At 71.6% G+C, this 14,588-nt stretch carries 10 protein-coding genes; 6 read left to right on the top strand and 4 right to left on the bottom strand.

The genetic code is table 11. The annotated features are described in order from the left end of the window. Positions 1 to 93 precede the first annotated feature (93 nt). Together acs and ACIPTO_RS34225 are read right to left on the bottom strand one after the other, a co-directional pair. Complete coding sequence (gene acs, locus ACIPTO_RS34220) at positions 94 to 2,055, bottom strand: acetate--CoA ligase (RefSeq protein ID WP_401198595.1); 1,962 nt, start codon at positions 2,053 to 2,055, stop codon at positions 94 to 96. Positions 2,056 to 2,222: 167 nt separating this feature from the next. Continuing rightward, complete coding sequence (locus ACIPTO_RS34225) at positions 2,223 to 4,916, bottom strand: SulP family inorganic anion transporter (RefSeq protein WP_401198597.1); 2,694 nt, start codon at positions 4,914 to 4,916, stop codon at positions 2,223 to 2,225. 335 nt (positions 4,917 to 5,251) lie between these two features. Here ACIPTO_RS34225 and ACIPTO_RS34230 point away from each other — a divergent pair, with 335 nt between their 5' ends. Next, complete coding sequence (locus ACIPTO_RS34230) at positions 5,252 to 6,523, top strand: hypothetical protein (protein WP_366322349.1); 1,272 nt, start codon at positions 5,252 to 5,254, stop codon at positions 6,521 to 6,523. A gap of 33 nt (positions 6,524 to 6,556) precedes the next feature. Here the strand turns inward: ACIPTO_RS34230 and ACIPTO_RS34235 are convergent, their stop codons facing one another. Continuing rightward, entirely contained in the window at positions 6,557 to 7,537 is a 981-nt protein-coding gene (locus ACIPTO_RS34235; protein ID WP_366322347.1) for an ATP-binding protein, read from the bottom strand. Between the two features lie 101 nt (positions 7,538 to 7,638). On the opposite strand from ACIPTO_RS34235, the gene ACIPTO_RS34240 reads away from it, so the two are divergent. Then, entirely contained in the window at positions 7,639 to 8,463 is an 825-nt protein-coding gene (locus tag ACIPTO_RS34240; RefSeq protein ID WP_366322345.1) for an oxidoreductase, read from the top strand. A gap of 361 nt (positions 8,464 to 8,824) precedes the next feature. Here the strand turns inward: ACIPTO_RS34240 and ACIPTO_RS34245 are convergent, their stop codons facing one another. Further along, positions 8,825 to 9,658 carry an HAD family hydrolase gene (locus tag ACIPTO_RS34245; RefSeq protein WP_401198599.1) on the bottom strand — a complete coding sequence of 278 codons (834 nt, stop codon included), beginning with the start codon at positions 9,656 to 9,658 and terminating at the stop codon, positions 8,825 to 8,827. Between the two features lie 581 nt (positions 9,659 to 10,239). Between ACIPTO_RS34245 and ssd the strand changes: the two genes are divergently transcribed. From ssd to ACIPTO_RS34265, 4 genes are all read left to right on the top strand, one after another. Further along, positions 10,240 to 11,343, top strand: coding sequence for a septum site-determining protein Ssd (ssd, locus tag ACIPTO_RS34250; RefSeq protein ID WP_401198601.1), 1,104 nt, complete (start codon positions 10,240 to 10,242; stop codon positions 11,341 to 11,343). Positions 11,344 to 11,420: 77 nt separating this feature from the next. Continuing rightward, positions 11,421 to 12,578, top strand: a complete 1,158-nt coding sequence (locus tag ACIPTO_RS34255) for a TadA family conjugal transfer-associated ATPase (protein ID WP_401198602.1) — start codon at positions 11,421 to 11,423, stop codon at positions 12,576 to 12,578. Positions 12,579 to 12,697: 119 nt separating this feature from the next. Beyond that, positions 12,698 to 13,558: a type II secretion system F family protein gene (locus ACIPTO_RS34260; RefSeq protein ID WP_401198603.1), complete on the top strand. Its 861-nt coding sequence runs from the start codon at positions 12,698 to 12,700 to the stop codon at positions 13,556 to 13,558. 92 nt (positions 13,559 to 13,650) lie between these two features. Beyond that, on the top strand, positions 13,651 to 14,481 hold the full coding sequence (locus ACIPTO_RS34265) for a type II secretion system F family protein (RefSeq protein WP_401198605.1): 831 nt from the start codon (positions 13,651 to 13,653) through the stop codon (positions 14,479 to 14,481). Positions 14,482 to 14,588 lie beyond the last annotated feature (107 nt).

Genomic DNA, 14,588 nt, shown 5'->3' on the forward strand with positions numbered 1-14,588 from the left:
GTCGTACCGGCAGGTCTACGGCTCTCACCGTATGCGCGAAAGGGGCGCCCGGCATGTTCGCCGCCGGGCGCCCCTCCTCGTCGTAACCGCAGGTCAGTCCTCGCTGGGCGCGGCCGGGAGCTTGTCCTGGATCAGGGTCATGACGGTGGAGTCGGTCAGGGTCGTGACATCGCCCAGCTGTCGGTTCTCCGCCACGTCCCGCAACAGGCGGCGCATGATCTTGCCGGAGCGGGTCTTCGGCAGCTCGGCCACCGGGAGGATCCGCTTGGGCTTGGCGATCGGGCCCAGCACGCCTCCGACGTGGTTGCGCAGGTCGGCGACGAGGTTCTCGTCCTCGGCGTTCGCCGTGCCGCGCAGGATCACGAACGCGACGATCGCCTGCCCGGTCGTCTCGTCGGCCGCGCCCACCACGGCCGCCTCGGCGACGGCCGGGTGGGAGACGAGCGCGGACTCGACCTCGGTGGTGGAGATGTTGTGCCCGGACACGAGCATCACGTCGTCCACCCGGCCGAGCAGCCAGATGTCGCCGTCGTCGTCCTTCTTCGCGCCGTCACCCGCGAAGTACTTGCCCTCGAACCGCGACCAGTACGTGTCGAGGAACCGCTGGTCGTCGCCCCAGATGGTGCGCAGCATCGACGGCCACGGCTCGGTCAGCACCAGGTAGCCGCCACCGCCGTTCGGGACCTCGTTCGCCTCGTCGTCGACGACGGTCGCGGAGATGCCGGGCAGCGGGGTCTGCGCGGAACCGGGCTTGGTGTGCGTCACGCCCGGCAGCGGCGAGATCATCATCGCGCCGGTCTCGGTCTGCCACCAGGTGTCCACGATCGGGGTCCGGTCGGCACCGATGTGCTTGCGGTACCAGATCCACGCTTCGGGGTTGATCGGCTCGCCCACCGAACCCAGCACCCGCAGGCTGCTGAGGTCGAACTTCGCGGGGATGTCGTCGCCCCACTTCATGAACGTACGGATCGCGGTCGGCGCCGTGTAGAGGATCGTCACCCCGTACTTCTGGACGATCTCCCAGAAGCGGCCCTGGTGCGGGGTGTCGGGGGTGCCCTCGTACATGACCTGGGTCGCGCCGTTCGCCAGCGGGCCGTAGACGATGTACGAGTGGCCGGTGACCCAGCCGACGTCGGCCGTGCACCAGTAGACGTCGGTCTCCGGCTTGAGGTCGAAGACGGCGTGGTGGGTGTACGCGGCCTGGGTGAGGTAGCCGCCGGAGGTGTGCAGGATGCCCTTGGGCTTACCCGTCGTCCCCGAGGTGTACAGGATGAACAGCGGCTGCTCCGCCTCGAACGCCTCGGGCGTGTGCTCCGCCGACTGCCGGTCGACGAGCTCGTGCCACCACACGTCCCGCTCGTCGTTCCACGCGACGTCCTGGCCCGTGCGGCGGACCACGAGGACGTGCTCCACGCCGCTGTCCGCGCGGTCGACCGCGTCGTCCACGGCCGGCTTCAGCGCCGAGGGCTTGCCGCGCCGCCAGCCGCCGTCCGTGGTGATGACGACCTTGGCGTCCGCGTCCTGGATGCGCGTCGCGAGCGCGTCCGCCGAGAATCCGCCGAAGACCACCGAGTGCGCGGCGCCGATCCGCGCGCAGGCCAGCATCGCGACCGCGGTCTCGGGGATCATCGGCATGTAGACGGCGACCCGGTCGCCCTTCCGGACTCCCAGCTCCAGCAGGGCGTTCGCGGCCTTGGAGACCTCGTCCTTCAGCTCGGCGTAGGTGATCGCGCGGCTGTCGCCGGGCTCGCCCTCGAAGTGGATGGCGACCCGGTCGCCGTTGCCCGCCTCGACGTGCCGGTCCACGCAGTTGTACGCCACGTTGAGCGTGCCGTCCTTGAACCACTTGGCGAACGGCGGATTCGACCAGTCCAGCGTCTCGGTCGGTTCCTGCGCCCAGCTCAGGCGGCGGGCCTGCGCGGCCCAGAAGCCGAGCCGGTCAGCCTTGGCCTGCTCATACGCCTCCGCCGTGACATTGGCGTTCGCCGCCAGGTCGGCGGGGGGTGCGAACCTGCGCTCCTCGCGCAACAGGTTGGCCAGGCTTTCGTTGCTCACGGCATCTGCCTTTCCCGGGGTGTCCGTTGTGTCCCGGGCCAGCTCATCAGACCCGGGGGTCCGATGACAAGGGTCACCGAAATATTGGTTTAGACCTGTCATCGGACCCGTGGTCGGAGACGCGTGGCGCGGGTCTTTCGTACCCACGGACGCCGGGTGAACCAGGTTCAGGCCGACACCTCCGCCACCCCCACCCCGTCGAACAACTCGCCCCCGTCCGCCTCGGTCAGCAAGTACGCCTGCGCCTCGCCGACATGGAAATACATCCCGTGCAGCTCCAACGCCCCCTCCCGCACCGCCCGGGCCACCGACTCGTGCCCCCGCAGATGCTCCAACTGCTGGACCACATTGGTCAGACACAGCTGCTCCACGGCGTCGGCGGGCGCCCTTCCCGCCAGCCGCGCCCAGGGCCTGCCGTCGTCGGCCATCCGCTCCAGGCTCGGCACCCCGTGCCGCAGCCACCGCTTCAACGGCGTCCGGGCGCCTCCGGGTTCTGCGTCGAGCAGCGCCTGCATGGCCCCGCAGCCGGAGTGCCCGCACACCGTGATCGATCTCACCCGCAGCACGTCCACCGCGTACTCGATCGCCGCGGCCACCGAGTCGTCCCCGCTCTCCTCGCCGGGCGGCGGCACGAGGTTGCCCACGTTCCGCACGACGAACAGGTCGCCGGGACCGCTGGAGGTGATCATCGACGTCACCAGCCGCGAGTCCGCGCAGGTCAGGAAGAGCTGCGAGGGCCGCTGCCCTTCCTTGGCCAGCCGGGCCAGCTCACCCCGCACGAGGGGCGCGGTGTCACGCTGGAACGCGCGGATGCCACGGGCGAGTTGACTGACGGCGGTGTCGGGGTCGGGGTCGGTGTCTGGGGCGGCGGGAGTGGCGGTGCCGCTGGTGGTAGGGGTGTTGGCGGTGGTACCGGTGCGGGGGTGGTTGGGGGCGCCTGTGACGGGGTCGGTTCCGGTTCCGGTTGCGGGGTGGGGTGCGGTGTCGGGGGTGCTCGGCTGGGCGGTGCCGGGGGTGGGTGGGTCCGTCGGCTGGTCCGTCGGCTGGCCGGGCGACTGGTCGGTCGGCTGATGCGTCGGCTGATCTGTCCGCTCGGCCGGGTGGCTGCCGGTCGGGGCGGAACGCCGGTGGTCGCACTGGTGGTTGCGCCAGGGCGTCCAGGGGTGGCAGCGGCAGACGGTGGACGTCGTCGGCTCGCCGGTCGGGGCGTCGGCCGTGGTGCGGGCCGGTGCTCCGGTCGTCGTGCCGCTTGTCGTGCCGGCCGCGGTGTCGGCCGGTTCCGCCTCGCTCCCGGTGCGGTCCGGCCCGGTGTCGCGAACTCCCGTCCGCCGTCCGGTCAGTTCGGCGGTGCCTCCGCGCGCGGTGTGCGAGTTCTGCCAGTCCTGCAGTGACTCGTACGCCGCGTGGTCCATGAACGAACCGTCCAACTCCACGACGACATGGGTGCCTTGGGGTACGAGATGCAGGATGCGGCTGAGCCGCGGCACCGCGAGGAACGTCAACTGCCCTCGGACGTGTACGTGATGGACTCCTTCCTTCTCGTCGTGCGTGATGCGGGTGTGGGCGAGGCGGTTGAGCGCGACGGCCACAGCGACGGTGACCCCGAGGAGCACGCCTTCCAGGACGCCGAAGAGGACCACGCCGAGGGTGGTGACGACGTAGACCAGGACTTCGCGGTGGCGGGTCACCGTGCGGATGTGGTGTAGGGACACCATCTGGATGCCGACGGCCATCACAAGTGCGGCGAGCGAAGCGAGGGGGATCAGCTCCAGCACCGGGACCATCAGCAGCGCGGCTACCACTACGAGAACGCCGTGCAGCATCGTGGAGTTCCGGCTCACGGCACCGGCTTGCACATTCGCCGAACTCCGTACGGCCACTCCCGCGACGGGCAGTCCGCCGAGTGCGCCGGAGACGATGTTCGCGGCGCCCTGGCCCAGCAGTTCGCGGTTCAGGTCGGAGCGGCCGACGCGGGCGGAGAGCCCGGGCTGCCCGGCGACCAGCTTGTCCACGGCGACCGCGCCGAGCAGCGACTGCACGCTGCACACCAGCGTGGTGGTGAGCACGGCGGCGGCGATGCCGAGCGCGGGGCCCTCGGGGAGTCCGGCCAGCGCGTGACTGCTCCAGGACGGCAGGTCGACCTTGGCCAGGCTCAGCCCGGCGAGGGACGCGGTGAGGGTGGCCCCGGCGACGGCGACGAGCGCGGCCGGGATCGTGCGCATCAGGTGGCCGAGCCGGCCGGGGACGCGCGGCCACAGCAGCAGAAGGGCCAGCGTCAGCACGCTCATGGCCACGTCGGCGGGGTGCACGTCGGCCAACTGGGCGGGCAGCGCGCGGAGGTTGGCGAGGACCGAGCTCTGCGGGGTGCCGCCCAGCACGATGTGCAGCTGGGCGACGGCGATGGTGACACCGATGCCGGCCAGCATGCCGTGCACGATCGCGGGGCTGACGGCGAGCGCGGTGCGGGCCACGCGCAGGCAGCCCAGGACGAGTTGGGCGAGTCCCGCGAGGACGGTGATCGCGCAGGTCGTACGCCAGCCGTAGCGGTGGATCAGGTCGGCGGTGACCACGGTGAGTCCGGCGGCCGGGCCGCTCACCTGGAGGGGGCAGCCGCCGAGCCGGCCGGCGACGATTCCGCCCACGGCGGCGGCGACCAGGCCAGCCTGGAGGGGTGCGCCGGTGGCGAGGGCGATGCCCAGGGACAGGGGCAGGGCGATCAGGAAGACCGCGATGGAGGCCGACACATCGGCGCCCGCGATCCGGAAACGGCGGGGCGGGGGCGGCGGGCTGTGCGGCTGGGGGGCGCGCTTCGTCCGATTCTGATGCGAGTCGGTGACGCGGGTGGGTACGCAGGCAGACATGTCTTCCCGTCTTCTCCGGGGCGGCGCGGTCGCGGAACTGGTGGTCCCCGTCGGTGGCGGGGGTCGGTCGCGGCCGTGGGTCACGGCGTGCAGCGGCGGGATTTCTCAACGCTCGGTAAACGGATCGTAATGCAGAGTAAAGGTCAAGCATAGGCAATGCGGTCAAATGGACTAATAAGTCACCTCGTTGAGTGAAGTGGAAATTTCATCGGCTTGTCGTACTAATCCCACCTTCGGCCCCGTGCGACCTTGGCGGCGCTGTCGGGACTCCCGGCACATCGCCAGAGAACGCCTTGATCGGCGTCGGTCCGAACGAAGGAAGAAGGTGGGCGGACATGGCCGCCACCCAGAGGATCACCGCGGGCGCCGTGGTCGCCGCGGCCTGTGCCGCGTCGCTCGCCGGTTGCGCGATCGGTGACAACGGTTCCCCGCACGGAGCGCACGGTCCGCACAAGGCGGCGCCCGCTCCGGCACCCAAGAGCGGAGTCCGCCTGATCGGGGACGGCTCCACGTCGTACACCGGGGCGCAGCCGCATCTGCCCAGACCGGAGCGGCTCAAGCCCGGTCAGAAGCCCCCGCAGTTCGTGGTCTTCTCCTTCGACGGCGCCGGTGAGGACAGCCAGAAGCTGTTCTCCCACTTCCGCAAGGTCTCCAAGGCCAACCACGCGAACATGACGTACTTCCTCAGCGGCGTGTACATGCTGCCGGAGGACAAGCGCGACCTCTACAAGCCCCCGGAGCACTCGCCCGGCGCCTCCGACATCGGCTTCAACGACGAGCAGGGCATCTCCGACACCGTGAAGCAGCTGCGCCTGGCGTGGCTGGAGGGCAACGAGATCGGCACCCACTTCAACGGTCACTTCTGCGGCAAGAACGGCGGGGTCGGCGAGTGGTCGGTCGCCGAGTGGAAGAGCGAGATCGCCCAGGCGAAGCAGTTCGTGAAGACCTGGAAGACCAACTCCGGGATGAAGAAGGCCTCTCCGCTGCCCTTCGACTACGACAAGGAGCTGGTCGGCGCCCGCACGCCCTGCCTGGAGGGCCAGGCCAACTTCATGAAGGCGGCGAGCCAGCTGGGCTTCCGCTACGACACCAGCGGGGTCAACGAGCAGATGTGGCCCAAGAAGAAGGAGGGGCTGTGGGACCTGTCCATGCAGCTCGTCCCCTTCCCGGGCCACTCGTACCAGCAGCTGACCATGGACTACAACTTCATGGTCAACCAGTCCGGCACGCAGACCCAGGGCGACCCCGACAAGTACGACCAGTGGGGCGACGAGATGCGTGACGGCCTGCTCAAGGGCTTCGACCGCGCCTACGACGGCAACCGTGCGCCCCTGGTCATCGGCAACCACTTCGAGTCCTGGAACGGCGGCACCTACATGCGTGCCCTCGACGAGGTCATCGAGAAGGTCTGCAACAAGTCCGAGGTGCGCTGTGTCTCCTTCCGTGAACTGGCCGACTGGCTGGACGCCCAGGACCCGCAGACCCTGGCCAAGCTGCGCGGACTGAACGTCGGCGAGGCGCCGAAGGAGGGCTGGACGTCCTTCCTGACCGGCAGCCCCGCCCCCGCCCCGAAGGGTGTCCCCGGGGCGCCGGCGGTCAAGCAGTAGGCGATCCCGGGAGGGCCCGCCGCGCGCGTGGCGTCACGCGGTGGCGGTGACGCTCTCGCCGAGCACGAAACCGGGGTCGACCTGCGCCGCCAGGTCGACCCCGGTGCGCTCGTTGCCCCAGCTCTGCGCGTTCTTCAGATGGAAGTGCACGGTCTGGCGCGTGTACCGCTCCCAGTCCCGCAGTTCGTACGTGGCGTCGGCGGCGATCTCCAGCAGGCGCAGGGCGCGGCGATTGGCGTCCTCCAGGAGCTCGAACCGGGGCGGCCGGCCCTTCTCCATGGCGCGCACCCAGTCCGAGTGCCCCACTGTCACGAGCAGGTCGTCCCCGACCTCGGCGCGGAGGAAGTCGAGGTCGTCCTGGTCCCGCACCTTGTTGCCGACGACCTTCAGGACGATTCCGAAGTCACGGGCGTACTCCTTGTACTGGCGATAGACGGAGACCCCCTTCCGGGTCGGCTCGGCCACCAGGAACGTGATGTCGAAGCGGGTGAACATGCCGGAGGCGAAGGAGTCCGAGCCCGCCGTCATGTCCACCACGACGAACTCGTCGCGCCCGTCCACCAGGTGGTTCAGGCACAGCTCCACCGCTCCCGTCTTGGAGTGGTAGCAGGAGACCCCCAGGTCGGCGTCGGTGAAGGGGCCCGTGACCATCAAACGGACGGCTCCGCCGTCGAGTTCCACCGGCCGTGCGCAGGCGTCGTAGACCGGGTTGTCCTCGCGCACCCGCAGCAGCCGGGAGCCCTCGCCGGGCGGGGTCGTCTTGATCATCGTGTCGGCGGAGGCGATGCGCGGGTTGGTGCCGCGCAGGTGGTCCTTGATCAGGGGGAGGTGTTCGCCGAGTGCGGGCAGTGCGGCGGCCTCCGCCTCGTCCAGGCCGAGGGCGGGGCCCAGGTGCTGGTTGATGTCGGCGTCGACGGCGACGACGGGCTGGCCGGTGGCCGCGAGGTGGCGGATGAACAGGGAGGACAGGGTGGTCTTCCCGCTGCCGCCCTTCCCGACGAAAGCAATTTTCATGTTCACGAAGCGTAGTCGAGTCGTTGCTTTGCGTGGCAGGTGTGCGTGAAGAAGACCACTCCATCGTGGGGCGGACCCCGGGGATGGCTACTGTCGTACTCATGAGTACGACAGATGCGACCGCCGATCCGCTCGCGGCCCTGGGCACCCTGCCCGGAGTTCCCGAGGCCGTGGAGTCCATGCGCAAGGCCGTGGACCGGGTCTACGGGCACCGGGTCATGCGGCGTCGCAGCAACGAGCTCACCGCCGAGGCCGCCCTGCGCGGCGCCCGCGGTTCGGCCGCGCTGTCCGGTGCCGACTGGGCCCTCGAAGAGGTGCGCCGGCGTACCGACTTCAGCGGCGACGAGGAAGCCCGCACCATGGGCGCGGCCCTCCGGCTGTCCGCCGAGGCGGGCCAACTGCTGTCCATCTGGCGGCAGTCGCCCCTCCGGGTGCTCGCCCGGCTGCACCTGGTGGCGGCCGCGAGCGCCGACGACGCGGTCGGCCGGCCGCGGCAGCAGGGGGAGGCCGTGCACGAGCCGCTCGTCGAACTGGCGTTGCCGGGCGCGGCCGAGGTCTCCGGGCGGCTGGACGGGCTCGCGGACCTGATCATCGCGGGCGGCTCGGCACCGGCGCTGGTGACGGCCGCCGTCGTGCACGGCGAACTGCTCGCCCTGCGCCCCTTCACCTCCCGCAACGGCCTGATCGCGCGCACCGCCGAGCGGATCGTCCTCATCGGCAGCGGCCTCGACCCGAAGTCCGTCTGCCCGGCGGAGGTCGGCCACGCCGAACTGGGGCGCGCGGCCTACCTCGCCGCACTGGACGGATACGTGTCGGGCACCCCGGAGGGCATGGCCGCCTGGATCGCGCACTGCGGCAGGGCGGTCGAGCTGGGGGCGCGCGAGTCGACGGCGGTGTGCGAGGCGCTGCAGCGCGGCGCCGCTTAGCAGCCGGTCCCCGTATGAAAAAGGCCCCCTATTGGGGGGCGATCACAAGGGTGCGGCGGTACGAGGATTCGTACCGCCGCTGGCATGAGCCACCGGGTTACCAAGCGTCCTCGAAATTTTGCCCATCAGGTCGGGAACGTGGCCCGTCACCTGGTGCGGCTGGCCCGTAATCGACGGGTCGACGTCGCGTGGGTGCTCGGTGTTCATGCGCGGTCCGTGGGGCCAAATGCGGTATTTAAGGTGATCCTTTCGGATGTCCTTGGTCTCGCGGGCCGTTGAATCCTTTGTACTCCTGGCCCGGAGGAAGCGGAACCCCTCGCCGCGCTTCTTTACTTTTACGTTCAAAGGGTCACCAAACGCCCTAAACGGCCGTCGCTTTACGCCGGCTCGCGTACCAGACGAGCCCCGCCGTGGCCGCCGCCGCACCCACCGCCGCGGCCACGACCAGCGCGGGACGGGGCGGTACGGAGAGCGTGGGCAGTCGCTGCTTGAGCCGCACCGGACGGTTGAAGTCCAGAATCGGCCACCCGCGCGCGAGTGCCTCGCGGCGCAGAGTGCGGTCCGGGTTCACGGCGTGCGGGTGGCCCACGGACTCCAGCATCGGCACGTCCGTCGCCGAGTCGCTGTAGGCGAAGCAGCGGTCGAGGTCGTACCCCTCGGACTGCGCCAATTCCCTGATCGCCTCGGCCTTCGTCGGGCCGTACGCGTAGTACTCCACCTCTCCGGTGAAGCAGCCGTCGTCGCCCACGACCATGCGGGTCGCCACCACCCGGTCCGCGCCCAGGAGTTCACCGATCGGCTCGACCACCTCGGCGCCCGACGTGGACACGATCACCACGTCCCGGCCGGCCGAGTGGTGCTCCTCGATGAGCGAGGCCGCCTCGTCGTAGATGATCGGGTCGATCAGGTCGTGCAGCGTCTCGGCGACGATCTCCTTGACCTGCTGGACGTTCCAGCCGCGACAGAGCGCGGACAGGTACTTGCGCATCCGCTCCATCTGGTCGTGGTCCGCGCCGCCGGCGAGGAAGACGAACTGCGCATAGGCGGTCCGCAGGGCGGCCCTCCGGTTGATCAGTCCGCCTTGGTAGAAGGACTTGCCGAAGGTGAGCGTGCTCGACTTCGCAATGACCGTCTTGTCCAGGTCAAAGAAGGCTGCTGTGCGGGGCAAGGAGTGGTTTTCCACAACCCAGAGCATAGGCGCAGCCCATTCGGCGTAAGGTGAGGCGCGTGGGTTTGCCTGAGAGGCCTCTCGGGTACACCATGGAAGTCACGGATCGTTCGCGACCGTGCTAACGCGGTCCGGCTCCTCCCCCCCCGAGTCGGCCGTGAAGACGACCCCCACTCTCCCCCCCGGTGGGGGTCGTCGCATGTCCGGACGCGTTTTCGCTCCCTGCGTGCGGTCGTGAGACCGACCCGAGGCGGCTGGTGCCGCCTTTTTTCATGCCCGGAAACCGTCACTGTGCGTAGTTTGCGGACTGCGCTGTGGAACTCGTACAGAGGCCAGTACAGGGGTCACCGGTATGGGTGAAGGCGATATTCACAGGCCCTGAGTTGTCCACAGTTTTCGACCAAGATCCACACGATTTCCGCGATGCCCGCACCGTGATTCCAACGCGTCCTCGCTCGCGGCGAGTTCATGGGCCCGTTCCGTTTGTCGGACGCGTTTGGCCGGTTTCTGTCGGCCGTGCATAAAGGGCCGATCACCGGTTCTCCGCACGTTTGGGAATCGCGTGGCCGCAGGGGTGACGCGAGAGACATCGATGGGGGATGGAAAACATGGCCGGAACTGTCACAGGCGATCCGCGGCCGGCCGCCGGAGGGCGACAGGGCGGACCCCTGATCGTCACCGAGGACGCCGAGCTCCTCGACGACCTGCTGCGCCTGTGCGCGGCGGCCGGCGCGACACCCGAGGTCCACCACGGGGTGCCGGAGCGCAGGGGCGACTGGGAGACGGCACCGCTCGTCCTGGTCGGCGACGACGCGGTCCGACGGATGCGCGGAGCCGCCCGCCGACGCGGGGTGGTGCTGGTCGGCCGCGACCAGGACGACTCCGGGGTCTGGCGGCGGGCCGTCGAGATCGGCGCCGATCACGTCCTGATGCTGCCCGACGGCGAGCAGTGGCTCGTCGACCGCATCGCCGACGTCGCCGAGGGCGTCGGCCGCCCCGCGCTCACCGTGGGCGTCATCGGCGGCCGTGGCGGGGCCGGGGCGTCCACGCTGGCCTGCGCGCTCGCCGTCACCTCCGCGCGTGAGGGGCTGCGCACCCTCCTGGTGGACGCGGATCCGCTGGGCGGCGGACTCGACGTACTCCTCGGCGGTGAGACGGCGGAGGGCCTGCGCTGGCCCGCGTTCGCCGCCTCGCGCGGCCGGGTAGGCGGCGGCGCCCTGGAGGAGTCGCTCCCCGAACTGCACTCCCTCCGGGTGCTCAGCTGGGACCGCGGCGACTGCGTCGCCATCCCGCCGCAGGCGGTACGGGCGGTGCTCGCGGCGGCCAGGAGGCGCGGTGGCACGGTCGTGGTCGACCTGCCCCGCCGCATCGACGACGGCGTCGCCGAGGCCCTGGCCCAACTCGACGTGGGCCTCCTGGTGGTCCCCGCCGAACTCCGCGCCGTCGCGGCGGCCGGCCGGGTCGCGTCCGCCGTCGGCATGGTCCTGCGCGACCTCCGCGTGGCCGTACGCGGCCCGTACGCCCCCGGCCTCGACGACCGCGAGGTGGCCCGCCTCCTCGCCCTGCCCCTCGTCGGAGAGGTGCCCGCGGAGTCCGGGCTGCTCCGGCCGCACGAGGGCAAGTCCCCACCGGGGACGGCGGGGAAGGGGCCGCTGGCCCGGTTCTGCCGGGAGTTCCTGGAGCGGGCACTGGTCGAGGCGGGTGGCGCATGAGGGGGCTGGTGGGGAGCGGTGGCGGCCCTTCCGGAGGTACTGCCGTGGGTGGCGCCGGGGCGAGCAGTGGGCCGGAGATGCCCGCAGGGTTGCTCGACGGTGTGCGGCGGTGGCTGGCCGAGAGCGGGGGTGAGCCGACTCCCGCGCGGGTCGCGCAGGCGCTGCGGGAGCAGGGGCGGGTGCTGGGGGACGCCGAAGTGCTGGGCGCCGCAGAGCAGTTGAGGTCCGAGCTGGTGGGCAGCGGGCCGCTGGAGCCCCTGCTCGCCGACCCTTCCGTGACCGACGTCCTCGTGTCGGCCCCGGACCGGGTGTGGGTCGACCGGGGCGGCGGCCTGGAGCTGACCGGCGTCTCCTTCCCGGACGCGGCGGCCGTCCGGCGCCTCGCGCAGCGCCTGGCCGCGGTGGCCGGACGCAGGCTGGACGACGCCCGCCCCTGGGCCGACGCCCGGCTGCCCGACGGGACCCGGCTGCACGCGGTCCTGCCCCCGGTGGCCGTCGGCTGCACCTGCCTGTCGCTGCGTGTCGTACGACCGCGCGCGTTCACGCTCGGCGAACTGGTCACGGCGGGCACGGTGCCGCCGGGCGGGGACCGCATCCTGCGGGCGCTGATCGAGGCACGGCTCTCGTTCCTGATCAGCGGCGGCACGGGCAGCGGCAAGACGACCTTGCTGAGCGCGCTGCTGGGGCTCGTCGGACCGGGCGAGCGGGTCGTACTGGCCGAGGACTCGGCGGAGTTGAGGCCGGACCACCCCCACGTCGTACGGCTGGAGAGCAGACCCGCCAACCAGGAGGGCGCCGGACTCGTCACGCTCCAGGACCTCGTCCGCCAGGCCCTCCGGATGCGACCGGACCGGCTGGTCGTCGGCGAGGTGCGCGGCCCTGAGGTCGTCCACCTCCTCGCGGCCCTCAACACGGGCCACGAGGGCGGCTGCGGCACGGTCCACGCGAACGCGGCGGCAGACGTACCGGCCCGCCTGGAGGCCCTGGGTACGGCTGCGGGCCTCGACCGGGCCGCGCTGCACAGCCAGTTGGCGGCCGCGCTGTCGGTGGTCCTGCATCTCGTACGGGACCGGGCCGGGCGGCGACGGATCGCCGAGGTCCATGTCCTGGAGCGGGACGGGTCGGGGCTGGTGCGGACGGTGCCGGCGTTGCGGTGGGGGGTGGAGGCGTTCGCGTACGAGCGGGGGTGGGAGCGGTTGCGGGGGCTGATTCGGGGCGGCGGTGAGGGGAGTTAGGGGTGAGCCGGTGGGTCAGTGGGTTGGCGTGGTGCGGGAGTTGGTGGCCCCGGAGTCGGGCGGAGTCATGACGGGCGTGGGTCCGGGATCGGGCGTGGTGGCGGCGAGTGGGAGTGGTGATGGGTGAGGTGTCGGGCGGGGTGGTCGTGGTGTGTGCCGGGGTTCTGGTGTGGCTGATGGGCGGGCGACAACCCGGATCTCGGCGGGCCGAGTTGCTGTTCGCGGGCAGTGGAGGCGTGGGCGTAGGACCGCCGTCCTGGGAGCGCGCCTTCGGTGAACTGCGCCGGATCAGGGGGCGGTTGCAGGTCGAGTGGTGGGCGCTGGGGATCGGGCTGGTGGTCGCGGTGCTGGGGGCCTCGGTGGTTCCGGTCGTCGCGGGGGCGGTCGGAGTGCCGTTGCTGCGGCGGGTGCGGATCGCCGGGGAGGCGCGTCGGGCCGGGGAGGCGCGGGGGGACGCGGTGATCGCGCTGTGTTCGACGCTCGCGGGCGAGGTGCGGGCCGGGCGGCAGCCGGGGGAGGCGTTGCTGCGGGCGGCGCAGGACTCCGGCGGGCTCGGGGAGGCGCAGGCCGGGGTGTTGGCGGCGGCGCGGTTCGGCGGAGATGTGCCGGGCGCGCTCACCTCGGCGGCGCGACAGCCGGGCGCGGAGGGGCTGTTGGGGCTGGCCGCGTGTTGGCGGGTCGCCGTGGACCAGGGCGCCGGGCTCGCGGCGGGACTCGACCGGCTCGAAGGGGCGTTGCGTGCCGACCGAGACCAACGGGCTGACTTGCGGGCCCAGTTGGCGGGGGCGCGGGCGACCGCCGTGATGCTCGCCGGGTTGCCGGTGCTCGGGCTGTTGCTGGGTGCGGCGATGGGCGCGGATCCGTTGCGGGTGCTGCTGCACAGCGGGGCGGGGTTGGGGTGCCTGCTGGTCGGGGGGTTGCTGGAGGGCGTGGGGCTGTGGTGGGCGATGCGGATTGTGCGGGGGGTGGAGGTGATGTGAGCGGTGGTGGGGCGCGGGTCGGAGTCGGAGTCGGGTTGGTGGCGGCGGTAGTTGGCCGGAGTCGGTGTTGGTGGTCGGAGGCAGGAGGTCGTATGGGTGCGGAAGTTGTCCACAGTCTGGGGGTGGCCCTGGCGGCGGTGCTGGCCGTGGGGTGGCTTGCGTGGTGGCTGGACGGGGTGCGGCGTGAGCGGAGGGCGCGGCGGAGGTTGGCCGAGCTGCTGCTTCGGGAAATGCGGGAAGCGCGAGCAGCGCGGGCGGTCCACGAAGTTCCGGAAGGGGTGCCCAACAGGCCGGGGTTCGCGGTGCGGGACGTCGCTCGGCGGTGGTTGCCCGTGGCCGGTGTGGTGGGGGCCGGGTGGGTGGTGGTCGGCGGCGTTGCCGGCGCCGTGGTCGGCGGGGTTCTCGCCGGCGGGCTGTGGCAGTGGCGGCGCCGGCAGGCGGCCGGGGACACCGGTGCCGAGCGCGATGCCGCCACCGCCGCCCGCCAACTCCCCCTTGCCGCCGATCTGCTGGCCGCCTGCATCGCCGCCGGGGCCTCGCCGGTGATCGCGTCCCAGGCGGTGGGCGAGGCGCTCTCGGGGCCCGTGGGGGAGCGGCTGGCGCGGGCCGCGGCTGAGGTGCGGCTCGGCGGCGAACCGGCCGATGCCTGGCGGAGGTTGGCCGCGCTTCCGGGCGCGGGGCCGTTGGCCCGGTTACTTGAACGGGCCGATGAGTCGGGGCTGCCCGCCGCCGGACCGGTAGCGCGGCTCGCGGCGGAGGCTCGCGCCGAGTGGACCCGTACCGCGACGGCACGGGCTCGGCGGGCGGCCGTTCTGATCACCGCGCCGGTGGGGCTCTGTTTTCTGCCCGCGTTCATCGCGGTCGGCGTACTGCCCGTGGTGATCGGGCTCGCGGGCGGTGCGGCGGGAGGGGGTGGCGGCTGACGGGAGGAGCACGGCGGTGACGGGCGTACGACGAACGACGACTCACCAAGCAAGCGAAACAAGTGAAGCAAGCGAAGCCGGCAATCAAGTGAAGCAAGCAACCAAGC

Origin of the sequence: Streptomyces sp. NPDC090083 (assembly GCF_044747445.1) — a bacterium.
Lineage (GTDB): Bacteria > Actinomycetota > Actinomycetes > Streptomycetales > Streptomycetaceae > Streptomyces.

What these genes read in the sequence shown, in the direction of transcription:
- ACIPTO_RS34225 (WP_401198597.1), bottom strand. Translation starts at nt 4,916, where the DNA reads ATGTCTGCCTGCGTACCCACCCGCGTCACCGACTCGCATCAGAATCGG.
- ACIPTO_RS34230 (WP_366322349.1), top strand. Translation starts at nt 5,252, where the DNA reads ATGGCCGCCACCCAGAGGATCACCGCGGGCGCCGTGGTCGCCGCGGCC.
- ACIPTO_RS34235 (WP_366322347.1), bottom strand. Translation starts at nt 7,537, where the DNA reads ATGAAAATTGCTTTCGTCGGGAAGGGCGGCAGCGGGAAGACCACCCTG.
- ACIPTO_RS34240 (WP_366322345.1), top strand. Translation starts at nt 7,639, where the DNA reads ATGAGTACGACAGATGCGACCGCCGATCCGCTCGCGGCCCTGGGCACC.
- ACIPTO_RS34245 (WP_401198599.1), bottom strand. Translation starts at nt 9,658, where the DNA reads ATGCTCTGGGTTGTGGAAAACCACTCCTTGCCCCGCACAGCAGCCTTC.
- ssd (WP_401198601.1), top strand. Translation starts at nt 10,240, where the DNA reads ATGGCCGGAACTGTCACAGGCGATCCGCGGCCGGCCGCCGGAGGGCGA.
- ACIPTO_RS34255 (WP_401198602.1), top strand. Translation starts at nt 11,421, where the DNA reads ATGCCCGCAGGGTTGCTCGACGGTGTGCGGCGGTGGCTGGCCGAGAGC.
- ACIPTO_RS34260 (WP_401198603.1), top strand. Translation starts at nt 12,698, where the DNA reads ATGGGTGAGGTGTCGGGCGGGGTGGTCGTGGTGTGTGCCGGGGTTCTG.
- ACIPTO_RS34265 (WP_401198605.1), top strand. Translation starts at nt 13,651, where the DNA reads ATGGGTGCGGAAGTTGTCCACAGTCTGGGGGTGGCCCTGGCGGCGGTG.